General features: G+C 73.3%; 16 protein-coding genes. 8 read left to right on the top strand and 8 right to left on the bottom strand.

Annotated features, from left to right (window positions below; translation table 11 throughout):
- The first annotated feature begins 290 nt into the window (after positions 1–290).
- Positions 291–671, top strand: a complete 381-nt coding sequence (locus ACZ4V6_RS09750; protein WP_467824509.1) for a nuclear transport factor 2 family protein — start codon at positions 291–293, stop codon at positions 669–671.
- Between the two features lie 260 nt (positions 672–931).
- On the opposite strand, the gene mgrA is transcribed toward ACZ4V6_RS09750, so the two are convergent.
- Positions 932–1924, bottom strand: a complete 993-nt coding sequence (mgrA, locus tag ACZ4V6_RS09755; protein WP_467824511.1) for an L-glyceraldehyde 3-phosphate reductase — start codon at positions 1922–1924, stop codon at positions 932–934.
- Positions 1925–2052: 128 nt separating this feature from the next.
- On the opposite strand from mgrA, the gene ACZ4V6_RS09760 reads away from it, so the two are divergent.
- Together ACZ4V6_RS09760 and ACZ4V6_RS09765 are read left to right on the top strand one after the other, a co-directional pair.
- Positions 2053–2937: a LysR family transcriptional regulator gene (locus ACZ4V6_RS09760; protein WP_467824514.1), complete on the top strand. Its 885-nt coding sequence runs from the start codon at positions 2053–2055 to the stop codon at positions 2935–2937.
- Positions 2938–2962: 25 nt separating this feature from the next.
- Complete coding sequence (locus ACZ4V6_RS09765) at positions 2963–3478, top strand: mycothiol transferase (RefSeq protein ID WP_467824516.1); 516 nt, start codon at positions 2963–2965, stop codon at positions 3476–3478.
- Here ACZ4V6_RS09765 and ACZ4V6_RS09770 read toward each other — a convergent pair.
- Both ACZ4V6_RS09770 and ACZ4V6_RS09775 read right to left on the bottom strand, forming a co-directional pair.
- Positions 3460–4539, bottom strand: a complete 1080-nt coding sequence (locus ACZ4V6_RS09770; protein WP_467824518.1) for an adenosine deaminase — start codon at positions 4537–4539, stop codon at positions 3460–3462. The genes ACZ4V6_RS09765 and ACZ4V6_RS09770 overlap by 19 nt on opposite strands.
- Before the next feature lie 45 nt (positions 4540–4584).
- Positions 4585–4986, bottom strand: a complete 402-nt coding sequence (locus ACZ4V6_RS09775) for a VOC family protein (protein ID WP_467824520.1) — start codon at positions 4984–4986, stop codon at positions 4585–4587.
- 125 nt (positions 4987–5111) lie between these two features.
- On the opposite strand from ACZ4V6_RS09775, the gene ACZ4V6_RS09780 reads away from it, so the two are divergent.
- Positions 5112–5570, top strand: coding sequence for a pyridoxamine 5'-phosphate oxidase family protein (locus ACZ4V6_RS09780; RefSeq protein ID WP_467824522.1), 459 nt, complete (start codon positions 5112–5114; stop codon positions 5568–5570).
- 102 nt (positions 5571–5672) lie between these two features.
- Here ACZ4V6_RS09780 and ACZ4V6_RS09785 read toward each other — a convergent pair whose 3' ends face one another.
- The 4 genes from ACZ4V6_RS09785 to ACZ4V6_RS09800 form a co-directional block, all read right to left on the bottom strand.
- Positions 5673–6572 (bottom strand): oxidoreductase, encoded by a 900-nt coding sequence (locus ACZ4V6_RS09785; protein WP_467824524.1) that lies wholly within the window; start codon positions 6570–6572, stop codon positions 5673–5675.
- Between the two features lie 31 nt (positions 6573–6603).
- Entirely contained in the window at positions 6604–7494 is an 891-nt protein-coding gene (locus tag ACZ4V6_RS09790) for a glycoside hydrolase family 19 protein (RefSeq protein WP_467824527.1), read from the bottom strand.
- 218 nt (positions 7495–7712) lie between these two features.
- Positions 7713–9035: an aldehyde dehydrogenase family protein gene (locus tag ACZ4V6_RS09795; RefSeq protein ID WP_467824530.1), complete on the bottom strand. Its 1323-nt coding sequence runs from the start codon at positions 9033–9035 to the stop codon at positions 7713–7715.
- A gap of 149 nt (positions 9036–9184) precedes the next feature.
- On the bottom strand, positions 9185–9370 hold the full coding sequence (locus ACZ4V6_RS09800; protein ID WP_467825588.1) for a hypothetical protein: 186 nt from the start codon (positions 9368–9370) through the stop codon (positions 9185–9187).
- Positions 9371–9576: 206 nt separating this feature from the next.
- Here ACZ4V6_RS09800 and ACZ4V6_RS09805 point away from each other — a divergent pair, with 206 nt between their 5' ends.
- Positions 9577–10017: an SPW repeat protein gene (locus ACZ4V6_RS09805; protein WP_467824532.1), complete on the top strand. Its 441-nt coding sequence runs from the start codon at positions 9577–9579 to the stop codon at positions 10015–10017.
- A gap of 222 nt (positions 10018–10239) precedes the next feature.
- Entirely contained in the window at positions 10240–10725 is a 486-nt protein-coding gene (locus ACZ4V6_RS09810; protein WP_467824535.1) for a nucleoside deaminase, read from the top strand.
- 163 nt (positions 10726–10888) lie between these two features.
- Here ACZ4V6_RS09810 and ACZ4V6_RS09815 read toward each other — a convergent pair whose 3' ends face one another.
- Positions 10889–11578 carry a chaplin gene (locus ACZ4V6_RS09815; protein WP_467824538.1) on the bottom strand — a complete coding sequence of 230 codons (690 nt, stop codon included), beginning with the start codon at positions 11576–11578 and terminating at the stop codon, positions 10889–10891.
- A 259-nt stretch (positions 11579–11837) separates the two neighbouring features.
- Between ACZ4V6_RS09815 and ACZ4V6_RS09820 the strand changes: the two genes are divergently transcribed.
- Positions 11838–13424, top strand: coding sequence for an alpha/beta hydrolase (locus tag ACZ4V6_RS09820; RefSeq protein WP_467824540.1), 1587 nt, complete (start codon positions 11838–11840; stop codon positions 13422–13424).
- 90 nt (positions 13425–13514) lie between these two features.
- Entirely contained in the window at positions 13515–14609 is a 1095-nt protein-coding gene (locus ACZ4V6_RS09825) for a baeRF3 domain-containing protein (RefSeq protein WP_467824543.1), read from the top strand.
- Positions 14610–14618 lie beyond the last annotated feature (9 nt).

Here is a 14618-nt window from a genome sequence, read left to right on the forward strand (position 1 = left end):
TCCGTGCGGCTCGTGCGTGCGGTGCGTGAGGACGCTGTCGCGTGGTGTGAGACGCCCTAGAGGTGAGTATGTTCACCGCTGAATCAGTGTCACCATGAATTTCCGGCCAGTCTCCTGGCATATTCACGGCGCCTGTTGGCCGAAAACATGACGATCGGCCCGGCCCGCCGTCATGACCCCCGGGGTAATCGACGGCTCCGACCGGGCGCGGGCATGGTTGCGGTGCCGGGTCGCCGGGACGGGATCCGGCACCTGACCAGCACGCACCCCCCCCATGGAGGCTGATCGACATGTCCGCACCCACCCACCGTCACGAGGATGCCGTAGCCCGCTACTTCGAGGCCTGGAACGCCGGAGCGGAAGCGCGGGACGAGGCGGTCGCCGCGGCCTGGGCCGCCGACGGCGGCTACACCGACCCCCTCGCCGACGTGCGCGGCCACGAGCGGATCGCCGCGGTGATCACGGCAGCCCGCGAGCAGTTCCCGGGGTTCGTCTTCCGGCTGTCCGGCGCCGTCGACGGGCACCACGACACGGCCCGCTTCTCCTGGGAGCTGGTGGACGAGGCCGACGGCTCGGCGCCCGTGGCGGGGTCCGACGTCATCACGCTGGACGGCGAGGGCCGGATCCGGGCCGTGTACGGCTTCCTGGACCGGGTGCCCGCGGAGGCGTGAGACCACGCCGCCGCGGCGGGTTCCACGGCTCCCGGGGTCTGCCGGGAGACGGGCGCCGGGCCCCTGGGAGCAGGGGCCACGGCCGTGGACGGGAACCGGACGAGGAATTCACGACCTTCCCGCGCAGGAGCCCCGGCAAGGGCGGCCGGACCTGTCTCGCCCGGCCGGGGCCCGCCGGGCCGCCGGGGGGGGAGGGGTGCGCCGCGGTCACGGTCCGGCCGGAGGGACGGCCCGGAACGCGACCGCGGCGCACGGGCGCCCTACCGGGTGACGAGGGCGTCGATCCGGGCCAGTTCGTCGGCGTCGAAGGCGAGGTTCCCGATGGCCGAGACGCTGTCCTCCAGCTGGCCGGGGCTGCTCGCGCCGACGAGGGCCGAGGTCACCCGTCCCTCGCGCAGCACCCAGGCCAGGGCCATCTGGGCCAGGGACTGGCCGCGGGACTTGGCGATCTCGTCCAGCGCGCGCAGTGTGCCGACCAGTTCCCCGGTGACCGCGTCGGAGTTCAGGAAGGGGCTGTCGCTCGCGGCGCGCGAGTCCTCGGGGATGCCGTCGAGGTAACGGCCGGTCAGCAGGCCCTGCTCCAGCGGGGAGTAGGCGATGGAGCCGGCCTTCAGCTCGTCGAGGGCGTCCAGGAGGCCGCTGGTCTCCGGGCGCCGGTCGAGCATGGAGTAGCGCGGCTGGTGGATGAGCAGCGGGGTGCCCAGATCGGCGAGGATGCGGGCGGCCTCGCGGGTCTGCTCCGGCGAGTAGTTGGAGACGCCGACGTAGAGCGCCTTGCCCTGCTGGACCGCGGTGTGCAGGGCGCCCATCGTCTCCTCCAGGGGAGTCTCCGGGTCCGGACGGTGCGAGTAGAAGATGTCGACGTGCTCCAGACCCATCCGCTTCAGGCTCTGGTCGAGCGAGGAGAGCAGGTACTTGCGCGATCCCCACTCGCCGTACGGGCCGGGCCACATCAGGTAGCCGGCCTTGGTGGAGATCACCAGCTCGTCGCGGTACGGCGCGAAGTCGGCCTTCAGGGCCTCGCCGAGGGCGGACTCGGCGGCGCCGGGCGGCGGGCCGTAGTTGTTGGCGAGGTCGAAGTGGGTGACGCCGAGGTCGAAGGCGCGGCGCAGGATGGCACGCTGGGTCTCGACGGGGCGGTCCGGGCCGAAGTTGTGCCACAGGCCGAGCGAGATCGCGGGGAGTTTCAGGCCGCTGCGTCCGGTGCGCCGGTAGGGCATCTCCGCGTAGCGGTCGGGGTGTGCGGTGTACAACGCGACTCCAGTGGGGTTGGCACCCGGGGTGCGGGACTTGTGCGGAACCGCGTCCCACTCTGTCGTGACCTGCGCGCAGTGGTCCAACAGAAGAATCCGATGGGATTGTGCGCTTACGCTTCTGAGTCATGGAACTGCGTCATCTCCAGCACTTCGTGGCGGTCGCCGAGGACCAGCACTTCACCCGGGCGGCGGAACGGCTGCTGGTGTCCCAGTCCGGCCTGTCCGCGTCCATCCGGGCGCTGGAGCGGGAGCTGCGGGCGCCGCTGTTCGTGCGCACGACCCGCCGTGTGACGCTGACCGAGGCCGGGCGGGCTCTGCTGGGCGAGGCCCAGCGCGTCCTGGCGCAGGTGCGGTCGGCGCACGAGGCGGTCGCCGCGGTGCAGGGGGTGCTGCGCGGGACCCTGTCGCTGGGCACCGAGCAGTGCATCGCCGGGGTGCCGGTGGCGGGGCTGCTGGCCGCGTTCCGGCGCCGGCATCCGGACGTGGAGATCCGGCTGCGGCAGGCGGGTTCCGGGGAGCTGGCGGAGGAGGTCGCGGCCGGGCGGCTGGACCTCGCCTTCGCCTACCGGACGCAGGCGGACACGGACCAGCTGCGTTCGGTCTCGCTGGCGGGCGAGCCGATGACCGTCCTGTGCCACCCCGGCCACCGGCTGGCGCGCGGCGGCCCGGTGCTGAGCCCGCAGGATCTCGCCGACGAGGTCTTCGTCGACTTCCACCCGGACTGGGGCCCGCGCCGCGTCACCGACGCGGCCTTCGCCGCGGCCGGCGTGCGGCGGACCGTCGCACTGGAGGTCAACGACGTCCACGGGCTGCTCGACCTGCTCGACGAGGACCTCGGCATCGCGGTCGTGCCGCGCCACTTCCGGCACAAGCGGGCCTCGCTCACCTCGCTGCCGCTGGGGGACGGCGACGGGAGGGCGTACGAGACCATCGCCCTGCTGCCGCCCGCCGAGGCCACCAGCCCCGCGGCGCGGGCGCTGATGGGGCTGCTGGAAACGGGGGGCGCGTGAGGGCGGACTGCGCGATGGTGGACCCATGCATGCCAAGGACATCCTCATCGAGGGCTACGGCCGTGTCCGGGAAGAAGTCCACGCCGCGGTCGAGGGCCTGGACCCCGACGGCCTGAACGCCCGCCCCGCCGCCGACGCCAACTCCGTCGCCTGGCTGGTCTGGCACCTCACCCGGGTGCAGGACGACCACATCGCGGACGCCTTCGGGCTGGACCAGGTGTGGCTGACCCGGGACTGGGAGAAGCGCTTCGGGCTGGACCTGCCCCGCCGCGACACCGGGTACGGCCACAGCTCGGCGAAGGTCGCCGAGGTGCGGGTCGACTCGGCCGACCTGCTGACCGGCTACTACGACGCCGTCCACGAGCAGACGCTCGGCGCCCTGCGCTCCCTGACCGCGGGGGACCTGGAGCGGGTCGTGGACGAGAACTGGGATCCGCCGGTCACGCTGGGCGTGCGGCTGGTCAGCGTCCTGTCCGACGATCTCCAGCACGCCGGACAGGCCGCCTACGTGCGCGGGCTCGTTCAGAGCGCCGCGGCGTAACCCGGCAGGACGACGTCCTCGATCAGGGCCTTGCGCTCGTCGAAGGGGATGAAGGCGCTCTTGAGGGCGTTCACCGTGACCGTGCGCAGGTCCTCGGCCGTCCAGCCGGCCTGCTCGACGAGGAGGGACATCTCGCGGGTCATCGTCGTGCCCGACACCAGGCGGTTGTCGGTGTTGAGGGTGACGCGGAAGCCGAGGTCCTTGAGCGCCGTGATCGGGTGCTCGGCGATGGAGGTGGCGGCGCCGGTCTGGAGGTTGGAGGTCGGGCACATCTCCAGGGCGATGCGGCGGTCGCGGATCCAGGCGGCGAGGCGCCCGAGCTTGCCGCCCGCGAGGTCGGGGATGTCGTCGGTGATGCGCACCCCGTGACCGATGCGCTGGGCACCGCACACCTGGAGGGCCTGGTGGATGCTGGGCAGCCCGTGTGCCTCGCCGGCGTGGATGGTGAAGGGCACGTTCTCGCGGCGCAGGTGCTCGAAGGCGTCGAGGTGGTCGGCGGGCGGGAAGCCGTCCTCGGCCCCGGCGATGTCGAAGCCGACGACGCCCGCGTCCCGGAACGCGACCGCGAGGTCGGCGGTGGCACGGGTGCGGTCGAACATCCGCATGCCGCACAGCAGGGTCCCGACGCGGACCGGTGTGCCCGCCGCCGCGGCCTTGGCCATGCCGGCGGCCAGGCCCTCCTGGACCGTCTCCACGACCTCGGCGAGGCTCAGCCCGCCGTTCGTCATCAGCTCGGGGGCGTAGCGGACCTCGCCGTAGACGACACCGTCGGCGGCGAGGTCGAGGACGTACTCCTCGGCCGTGCGCAGCAGTCCCTCGCGGTTCTGCATCACGGCGAGGGTGTGCTCGAAGGTGGCGATGTAGCGCACCAGGTCGCCCGAGTTGGCGGCCTCGTAGTACCAGGCGGCCAGCTCGTCGGGGTCGGTGGTGGGCAGGGTGTGGCCGACGGACCCGGCCAGCTCCACCACGGTCGCGGGGCGCAGGCCGCCGTCGAGGTGGTCGTGCAGCACCGCCTTGGGGAGGCGGCGGAGGGTATCGGCGTCTATGCGCGTAGATGACATGTGCGGTGATTCCTCGGCAGGGTCTGTGCGGGAAAGCGGGGCGGGTCAGACGGCAGGCTGGAGCAGGTCCCAGCGGTTGCCGTACAGGTCCTGGAAGACGGCGACCGAGCCGTAGGGCTCGTGCCGGGGTTCCTCCAGGAAGGTCACGCCGGCCGCGCTCATGCGGGCGTGGTCGCGGGCGAAGTCGTCGGTGTGCAGGAAGAAGCCGACGCGCCCGCCCGTCTGGTCACCGGTCCTGGCGCGCTGGGCCTCGCCCTTCGCCCGGGCCAGCAGCAGGGCGGCGCCCCGCGCCGGAGCGCCGGCGGCTCCGGGCTCGACGACGACCCAGCGGGAGCCGTCGGGCCGGGGCGCGTCCTCGACGAGCCGGAACCCGAGGGCCTCGGTGTAGAAGCGGATCGCCTCGTCGTAGTCGTCGACGACGAGGGTGACCAGGGCGATGCGTGTCATCGGGACCTTCCGGGACGGGTGATCGACGGGAGAGGTTATACGTAAAACCCGCCGCGGCGCCAGTCTCCGGTCCTACGTCCCGGGCCCGAGGTGCGAGCACGGCCCCGTCCACTACCGTCACGGCCATGAAGATCACCGCACCGCCGCGCGAGCCCGGTCGCCGCAAGCAGGACGTGCTGGACCGCCTGGAACGGGAGGAGGACGTCTGGGTGGCCACGGCGGACGCCGCCGGGCTGCCGTGCATGGTTCCCCTGTGGTTCGCCTGGGACGGGGAGTCGGTCTGGCTGTGCACGCGGCTCACCAACCCGACCGGCCGCAACCTGCGGGACGGCGGCCGGGCCCGGCTGGCGTTCGGGCACACCCGGGACGTCGTGCTGGTCGACGGCGAGGCGGAGACGTTCGGTCTGCGGGAGGCTCCGGCCGCGGCGGCCGAGGCGTTCCTCGCGAAGACCGGCTGGGACCCGCGCGAGGACGGCGCCTCGTACGCCTGGTTCCGGGTGCGCCCGCTCGCGGTGCAGGCGTGGCACGGGCAGCGCGAACTGAAGCAGCGGCACATCATGCGGGACGGCGCCTGGACCGTCTAGGCGTGCCGTCCGGATCGGGACGGCTCCGGGCGACGGCGCCCGGCAGCCGCGCGCACCGGACCCCGCGGCCCCGGCAGGACCCGGACGACGCCCCCTGGCGCGTCAGCCCTTCCGGGCGCCGTCGAGTCGCGCCAGGTCCTCGTCGGTCAGGCGCAGGGCGCCCGCGGCCACGTTCTCGGCGAGGTGGCCGGGGTCACCGGTGCCGGGAATGGCGAGGACGTTCGGCCCCTGGTGCAGCGTCCAGGCGATCCTGACCTGCGCGGGACTCGCGCCGTGGGCACGGGCGACGGCACGGACCTCGTCCTCGTGCGCGGCGCCGGCGCCATGCGGCCCGGCCTCGCCGGCGATGGCGTAGAAGGGCACGAAGGCGATGCCCTGGTCCCGGCACAGGGCGAGGAGTTCGTCGGTGGCGGGATCGTGGAAGCCGAGGCCGTAGCGGTTCTGGACGCAGACCACGGGCGCGATGGCCCGGGCCTCGGCGAGGTGGCGGGGCTCGACGTCGGAGAGGCCGAGGTGGCGGATCAGGCCCGCCTCGCGCAGCTCGGCGAGGGCGCCGAAGTGTTCGGCGATCGAGTCCTGCCGCATGCGGCGCAGGTTGACGACGTCGAGGTGGTCCCGGCCGAGCTGGCGCAGGTTCTCCTCGACGTGGGCGCGCAGGTCCTCGGGACGGGCGGAGGTGCCCCACCGGCCCGACCAGTCGCGGTACGGCCCGACCTTGGTGACGATCACGAGGTCGTCGGGGTACGGCGCCAGCGCGCTGTTGATCAGTTCGTTGGCGGAGCGCAGGGAGGAGAAGTAGAAGGCGGCGGTGTCGATGTGGTTGACGCCGAGTTCGACGGCCCGGCGCAGTACGGCGAGGGAGCGCTCACGGTCGCTCGGCGTGCCGAGGTGGAAGGCGGCGCTGCCCGTCAGCCGCATCGCGCCGAGACCGACGCGGTTGACGGGCAGGTCGCCGAGGTTCCAGGTGCCCGCGGACTCCGCGGTGATCGTTTCCGAGGTCATCGGCGGAGTCTCGCACAGGACCGGCCCGGGCTCAGCAGTACAGGTTGCCGCCCGGCGGGACGCCGAGGATCTGACTGAACCGCTGGTAGGTGGAGACCCGGCTCTGGACCTGCGCGGGATTCCTGCCGTCGCACTCCAGGGAGCCGTTGATGGAGCGGATCGTCTGGCCGAACCCGGCGCCGTTGACCATGGCGTTGTGCGGGGTCATGGTGCCCGGACCGGTCTGGGTGTTCCAGTACCACAGGCCGGTCTTCCAGGCGACGGCCGCGTCGTTCTGCACCAGCCAGGGGTTGTTCAGCAGGTCGATGCCGAGCGCGTCGCCCGCGGCCTTGTAGTTGAAGTTCCAGCTGAGCTGGATCGGCCCGCGCCCGTAGTAGGCGGCCTGGCCGGCGGGGCAGCCGTAGGGCCGGCTCCAGTCGCAGTAGTGCGGGTAGTTGGCGGTGTTCTGTTCGACGACGTGCACCAGGCCGCCGGTCTCGTGGCTGACGTTGGCGAGGAAGGCGGCGGCCTCCTGCTTCTTCGTCGTGTCGCTGCCGGTGCCCGCGAAGCCCGGGTAGGCGGCGAGCGCGGCGGTGAGGCCGCTGTAGGTGTAGAAGGAACTCCGCCCCGGGAACATCTGGTTGAACTGGGCCTCGCTGACCACGAAGGTGCCGGCCGGCGTCTGCGAGCCGCCGTCGCAGGCGTACGGCTCCCAGTACCAGGTGCTGATGACCGGGTCGTACCCCGGGTTGGCGTGCTCGGCGACGTAGGCCTTGCCGTCGGTGTAGCGGACGATGTCGCCGGTGTTGTAGGACTTGCCGGCCGTCCAGTTCGGGTAGCTCGAACAGGCGGCGGCCGACGCCTCGGTGGCCGGCAGGAAGGCGGGTACGGCGCCCGCGAGGGCGAGTGCGGTCACGACGGCGGAGATACGGCGTCTCGGCACAGGTCTGCCTCCTTTGCGGAGCACGGCCGCTCCCCGCGACAAGGGCAGGGGGGAGCCGGGCCTTGTCCGCGCGTGCCGGTCGGGCCGGCCGGGCGTGGGGGCGGCCGTGGTGGGGGGTGTGGAGGCATACTCAACCGCCTTGGTCTGTACCAGTCAAGGGTCCAGACCACTTCGACCCGGCCTGATCCCGGCCGGGTCGAGGCGGAGCGGCTGTCCGGTCAGCCGACCGGCTTGTCGAGGACCGCCTTGCGGTGGCTGAACGTCTCGATGGAGTACCGGCCGTGGTAGTTGCCCATGCCGCTCTCCCCCACGCCGCCGAACGGCAGGTCGGAGACGGTGAGATGGGCGAGCGGCAGTCCCTGGCCGAGCGCGCCGGAGGACGTCTCGGCGGCGAACCGCTCCCGGGTCCGCGCGGACCGGCTGAAGACGTAGAGGGCGAGCGGCTTGTCGCGGTCGTTGACGAAGTCGATGGCCTCGTCGAGCCCGGGGACGGTGACGATCGGCAGGATCGGGCCGAAGATCTCCTCGTCCATCACGGGCGCTCCGGGCTCGACGTCGGCCAGCACGGTCGGCGCGATGTACCTCGCCGCGCGGTCGCTGCCGCCGCCCACGACCGGGCGGCCCGAGTCCAGCAGTCCCGTGAGCCTGTCGAAGTGCCGCTCGTTGACGATCCGGCCGTAGTCGGGCGAGTCCGCCGGGTCGTCGCCGTACAGGGCCTCCACCGCGCGGGCCAGGGCGGGCTCCAGGGCCGCGGCGGTCTCCGGGTCGGTCAGCACGTAGTCGGGGGCCACGCAGGTCTGCCCGGCGTTCAGGAACTTGCCGGCCGCCAGCCGGGCGGCGACCACGTCGAGGTCCGTGCCGCGGTCGACGAACGCCGGGGACTTGCCGCCGAGTTCGAGGGTGACCGGGGTGAGGTGCTCGGCGGCGGCGCGCATGACGATGCGGCCGACGGTGCCGTTGCCGGTGTAGAAGACGTGGTCGAAGCGCTCGGCGAGCAGGGCCGTGGTCTCGGGCACCCCGCCCTCGACGACGGCGACGGCCTCGGGGTCGAGGTAGGCCAGCAGCAGCCGGGCCAGCGCGGCGGAGGTGGCGGGGGCCAGCTCGCTCGGTTTGGCGACCACCGCGTTGCCCGCGGCCAGGGCGCCCGCCACCGGGGTGAGCAGCAGTTGGGCGGGGTAGTTCCAGGGCGCGATGACGAGGACGACGCCCAGGGGGTCGTACTGGGTCCAGGCGGTCGCGTCGGCGCCGAGGTGGGCCGGGACGGGTGCGGGCTCGGGGCGCAGCCAGCCGGCGAGGTGCTCGAGGGTGTGGTCGATCTCGCGCACGGTGAAGCCGATCTCGGTGCGCTGCGCCTCGGCGGCGCTCTTGCCCAGGTCGGCGTGGAGCGCGGCCTCCAGGTCCGGACCGTTCTCCGTGAGCAGCGCGCGCAGCCGGCCCAGCTGCGCGGTGCGCCACTCGACGGGCTTGGTGCGGCCGGTGCGGAAGGTGGCGCGCAGCCGGGCCAGGATGTCGGCCGGCCGCTCGGGGGCGGGGTGGTTCACGGTGCCTCGCTGGTGTGTGACACGGGGACGGCGACCGGTGACGGTCGCCGACTAGATGTATTCACCAACATTTCAGGTGGCGAAATACATTCCCGCCCCGGGGCCCCGTTCCGCGCACCCCGTCACCCACCGTCACTCACGCGCGGTTCTCACGCACCGGCCCGCACCCCGTCCTCGTCGCGGGCCGGCACCACGACCAGGAAGGCGTCCGTCTTCAGGTCCATCACGACGGTGGCGGGCTCACCCTCGGCCCTGCGCCGCGCCGCGAACTCCTCCGCCGGCCACGACCCGCGCGGAGACCCCGCCGGAAACCGCTCCAACACCTTCGCACCCATGATGGTCGCCACCTCCACCGTTCCCTCGTATCGGTCGATCGCTCGCGTACTCCTGCGGATGCCCGCGATCCGGGGAGACATGTGGGAGACGCGCACGGGCCACCCGCCCCTACACATAAGGGACAAATAAGAGCAGAATGGGTGATATAGGACGCTACCGCACCCCATCCGACGCGGTCGGCCCGGCAAGTCGAAGGAGACGACTCATGGCCAACGTCTCGCACACCAGAGGTGACCTCAGCGGCCACCCCGACGCACCGGAGATGCAGGCGCGCTACGCCCGCGTGCTCGACGGTCGCGACGTGGCACTCGTGGACGGGCCGGTGTTCCTGCTCGGCCTGTACTGTGCCGTGTCCCCGTGGATACTCCACTTCACCACGAGCCAGCCCGCGCTCGTCGCCCACAACCTGATCATCGGAATCGCGATCGGCCTGCTCGCCCTCGGGTTCACCCGGGCCCCCGAGCGCATGTACGGCCTCAGCGGGGCCATGTGCGCCATGGGCGTGTGGATGATCATATCGCCGTGGATCGTCGGCAGGAACCCGGACGCCGGCGTCATCTGGAACAACGTCATCATCGGAGCCCTGACGCTGGCCCTGGGCACGGTCTGCGCCGCCACGGCGGCGAGGAGCGCCCACCGGCGGTAGATCCACGAGGCCCGGCACGGAAGGACGGGCCGGACAGCTCGACGCGGCGCGCCGGATGCGGCGCGCCGCGCCCGTGCGTCCTCACCGGCTCGCGCGCCTGCCGCACCGGGCCCGCGTGGCGTCCGCCCCGTCCGCGGACGCGCCGGGGGCGCCCGGCCGGGAACGGTCGCGCAGGACGTAGGGTGCCCGTCGAGGATCACATCGCGAGGAGGGCCGTGGGCCATGGTCGTGAAGGACGCCGAGCTGCGACACCTGCGCCGCTGCGTGGAACTGGCCGCCGAGGCGCTGGAGGCCGGGGACGAACCGTTCGGGTCGGTCCTGGTGGGACCGGACGGGACGGTGCTGGCCGAGGACCACAACCGGGTGGCGTCCGGGGACCGCACCCGGCACCCCGAGTTCGAGCTCGCGCGCTGGTCCGCCGCCCGCCTCTCCCCCGAGGAGCGGGCCGCGGCGACGGTGTACACGTCCGGCGAGCACTGTCCGATGTGTGCCGCCGCGCACGCCTGGGTGGGCCTCGGGCGCATCGTGTACGTCGCCTCGTCGGAGCAGCTCGGCGCCTGGCTGGCCGAATGGGGCGTGCCCGCCTCACCGGTGCGGGCACTGCCGGTCGGCGAGGTGGCGCCCGGCGTGACGGTCGAGGGCCCCGTGCCGGAGCTGACGGACGAGGTGCGGGCGCTGCACCGCCGGTTCCACGGGGGACGTGCCTGACGCCGCACGAGGCCCCCGACGCGACCGGACGCCGGGGGTGTCACGGGCCGGGAGGCCGCAGGAAGGGCGCGGCCCACGGGCCCGTGCCCGCCGCCTCACCCCGGCGGGTCGGGCGCCGCGGCCCGTCCCGCCGACGGGAGGCCGGGACGGGCGTCCGCCCCGGTCAGCTCCCGGCCCCCGGACGGAAACGCCGGTAGAGGACCGCTCCGCCCAGGACGAGCGCGGCACCCCCCGCGAGGACGGGCAGGGCCGCGTCCGTGCCCGTGTGGGCGAGGGACGCCACGGCCCGCGGCGGTTCCGTGTGCGGGGACGGCCGGGGCTGCGCGCGCTCCTCGGTGGGGGCGGGCGCCGGCTTCGCCGGACGACTCGGTTCCTCGGGACGCTCTCCGGAGGTGTTCGTCGACTCGTTGCCGACGGCCGGGTTGCCGATGCCGACCACGTTCACGCTGTTGCCGCTGACGTTCACCGGGGCGTGGACCGGCAACTGCACCCCGTTGCCGGAGAGCACGCCCGGGGAACCCGCGGTCTCCCCCTCGGCGACGGCGCCGCCACCGGACGTGCCGGGCGAGGCGTCCGTCCCGGCGTGCGCCCCGCCGCCCGCGCCGGTGTTGGCGCAGCTGTTGCCCACGGCCGGGTTCAGGAGCCCGACCACGTTCACCGTGTTCCCGCACACGTTCACCGGGACGTCCACGGGGATCTGCACGGTGTTGCCGGAGATCACTCCGGGCGAACCGCTCGCGGAGCCGTCCGCGACGGCACCGTCGGACGCGAACGCCGCGTACGCCGGCATCGTCACGGCCAGCGCGCCGGAGGCGGCGACAGCGAACACACCGTTTCGGGTAACCCTTCGCATGAGGTTCCCTGCCTTCCAGACATTGTCGCGGGCGCTCGCCCGCACCGGTTAAAACGCGGGCGCACCATCCGAGTTATGGCTTATCGGCCTTTCACTCCATCGAGTGGGCGGTTTGTCGAACGAGCGGCACGGCGTCCGCACGCCCGCCCAGGACCCCGCGCGCCCGGCGAAAGCGCCCGGAGGCGCGGGCCGCGGGGCCCGTTTATGGTGATCGAGGGTGCCGACGGCGGGTCCTCGACGGGGCGCCCGGGAGGCATCGATGCTGGCCAAGCTGTCGACTCGGTCCTCGGTCCGGCGTTGCGCGGTCACCGGGGCGCTCGGGCTGGCCCTGCTGGGCGCGGGGCTGCCCGCCGCGGCCATGGACGGCACCGGACCCGGCCTGTCCCGTTTCTACGACCAGAAGATCAGATGGTCGGCGTGCGAGGGCCTGGAGGTGCCGGAGGACCTGCAGTGCGGGAAGGTCACCGTTCCCCTCGACTACGGCCGTCCCGGGGGCAGAACCCTCGACCTGGCCCTCGCCCGGTACCGGGCGACCGGTCACTCACGGGGCTCGGTGCTGCTGAACTTCGGCGGGCCCGGCGATTCGGGCGTCGGCGAACTGTCCGCCGGGGGCAAGGACTTCATGCACCTGACCAACGGCTACGACGTGGTGACGTTCGACCCCCGCGGCGTCGGCCGGTCCTCCCCGGTCACCTGCGGCCCCGCCATCGGCGAGATCGTCGAGGCGACGGACGGGGACGAGGAGATCGGCGACCCGCGGTCCGTGCTCCGGCTGCTGCGCGACGCGGCCGCCGCGTGCGCGAAGCACTCGGGGCCCGTGCTGCCCCACATAGGAACGGTGAACGCCGCCCGGGACATGGACGTGATGCGCGCGGCGCTCGGCGACGACCGGCTCAACTACCTCGGCTTCTCCTACGGCACCCGGCTGGGCTCGGTCTACGCCGCGCAGTTCCCCGACAAGGTGGGCCGGATGGTCCTGGACGGCGTGGACACGCTGACGGAACCGCTGGCCGAACAGGGGCTGGCCGGCGCGCGGGGGCAGCAGACCGCGCTGGAGAACTTCCTCGACTGGTGCGTCGAGGACATCGCCTGCCCGTTCGGACAGGACGCCCGGGAAGCCCGCCGCCAGGTCGTCCGGCTGGTGGGCTCGCTCAACGCGGACCCGGTGCCGACGGCCTTCGGCGGGTCCTTCTCCGGCGAGGACATGGTGGGCGCCGTCGGGCAGGCGCTCTACAGCCGGAAGCTGTGGCCCTCGCTGGAGCGCGCCCTCGCGCAGCTGCTGGAGGACGGCGACACCCGCGGTCTGGAGGGCTTCGTGTCCGGCGGCGTCGCCTTCCCCGTCCGCGGGGAGAGCCGTGCGGACGGCGGCGGCCTCACCGACGAGGAGGACGTCCCCGTGGACAACCTGCCGGCCGCCCTGATGGCCATCAACTGCGCGGACGACCCCGACCGCCCCACCGCCGGGCAGGTCGCCCGCTCCCTGGGACGGCTGCGCGAGCGGTACGAGGAGGCCTCGCCGGTCTTCGGGCGCTACCGGCTCACCCAGGTGCTGATGTGCTACGGCCGTCCGAAGGGCACCGACTACATACGCGACGACGTGAAGGACGTCGACACCGCGAGGATGCTGCTGGTCGGCACCCGCGGCGACCCGGCGACCCCGTACCGCTGGACCGTGGAGACGGCCGAGCGGCTCGGCCCCTCGGCGGTGGTGCTGGACAACAAGGGCGAGGGCCACACCGGTTACGCGTCCTCCGACTGCGTCCACCGCAAGATCGACGACTTCCTGCTGTACGGCTCCCTGCCGCCCGACGGCAGCTCCTGCGGCCCCGAGGACGAGGAGGGCTGAGCCGCCGCCGCGGAGCGCGGAGGAGGACCCCGTCGGCGTACACGGATTGCCCCGAATGCCTGATACGTCCAACGGCTCTATGGTGCTGACATGGAGCACGATCTGAGTCCCGCCGCCCTCGCCGAGCTGCGCCGGCCCCGCCCGTACCCGGCGGTGTCCGTGCTGACACCGACGCACCGCCGCGAACCGGACAACGCCCAGGACCCGGTCCGGCTGCGCAACGCGGTCGCCGAGGCCAAGAAACGGCTGGAGGACGATCCGGCCGTCACCCGGGAGCGGCGCCTCGACGTCGCACGGGAACTGGACCGGGCCCTCGCCGAAGTCGATCTCACGCACGCCGAGGACGGCCTGGCGATCTTCGCCGCCCCCGGCGAGCACCAGGTGTGGACGCTGGCCCGTTCCGTGCCCGAGCGCGTCGTGCTCTCGGACACCTTCCTGACCCGCAGCCTCGTCGCCGCGCAGGCCGCCGAGCGGCCGTTCTGGGTGCTGTCGGTCGCCACGGACCGCGTCACGCTGTGGAACGGCGGCGGGGACCGGGTCGCCGAGGAGCGCGCCGGCGGCTTCCCGATGGACCGGCCGCCGGAGGACTTCGACCCCGAGCGCCAGGAGCGGATCGGCGACGCGCCGAGCTCCTTCCGCGACGAGGGCACCCGCCGGTTCCTGCGCGAGGCCGACGCCGCGATGGGCAAGGTGCTGCGCGCCCATCCCCGGCCGCTGTACGTCACCGGTCCCGAGGCCGCGCTGTCGCTGTTCGAGGAGGCCGGGGCGATCGCGGCGGACGCGGTGCTCGTCCCGCACGGCGGCCTCGCCCACGGCACCGCCGAGGCCGTACGGCAGGCGGTGCGGCCGGTGCTCGACGACGAGGCGCACGGCATCGTCGAGGCCGTGGCCAGGGAGCTGGAGGCGGCCCGCGGGCGCAAGGACTTCGCGGCGGGCGTCGACGAGCTGTGGGAGAGCGCGCACACCGGGCGGGTCCGGCTGCTCGCCGTCGAGGAGAACTTCCGGGTGACGATGCGGGACGACGGCGGCCACCTGATGCCCGCGGACAGCGGCGATCTCGACGCCCGCGAGGACATCGTGGACGAGATCGTCGAACAGTGCCTGGAGACGGGCGCCGACGTCCGGTTCGTGCCGGACGGTGCGCTGGACGACGTGGACGGCATCGCGGGGGTGCTGCGGTACTGACGCCGTCGC

The organism is Streptomyces sp. NPDC029152 (genome assembly GCF_055564355.1).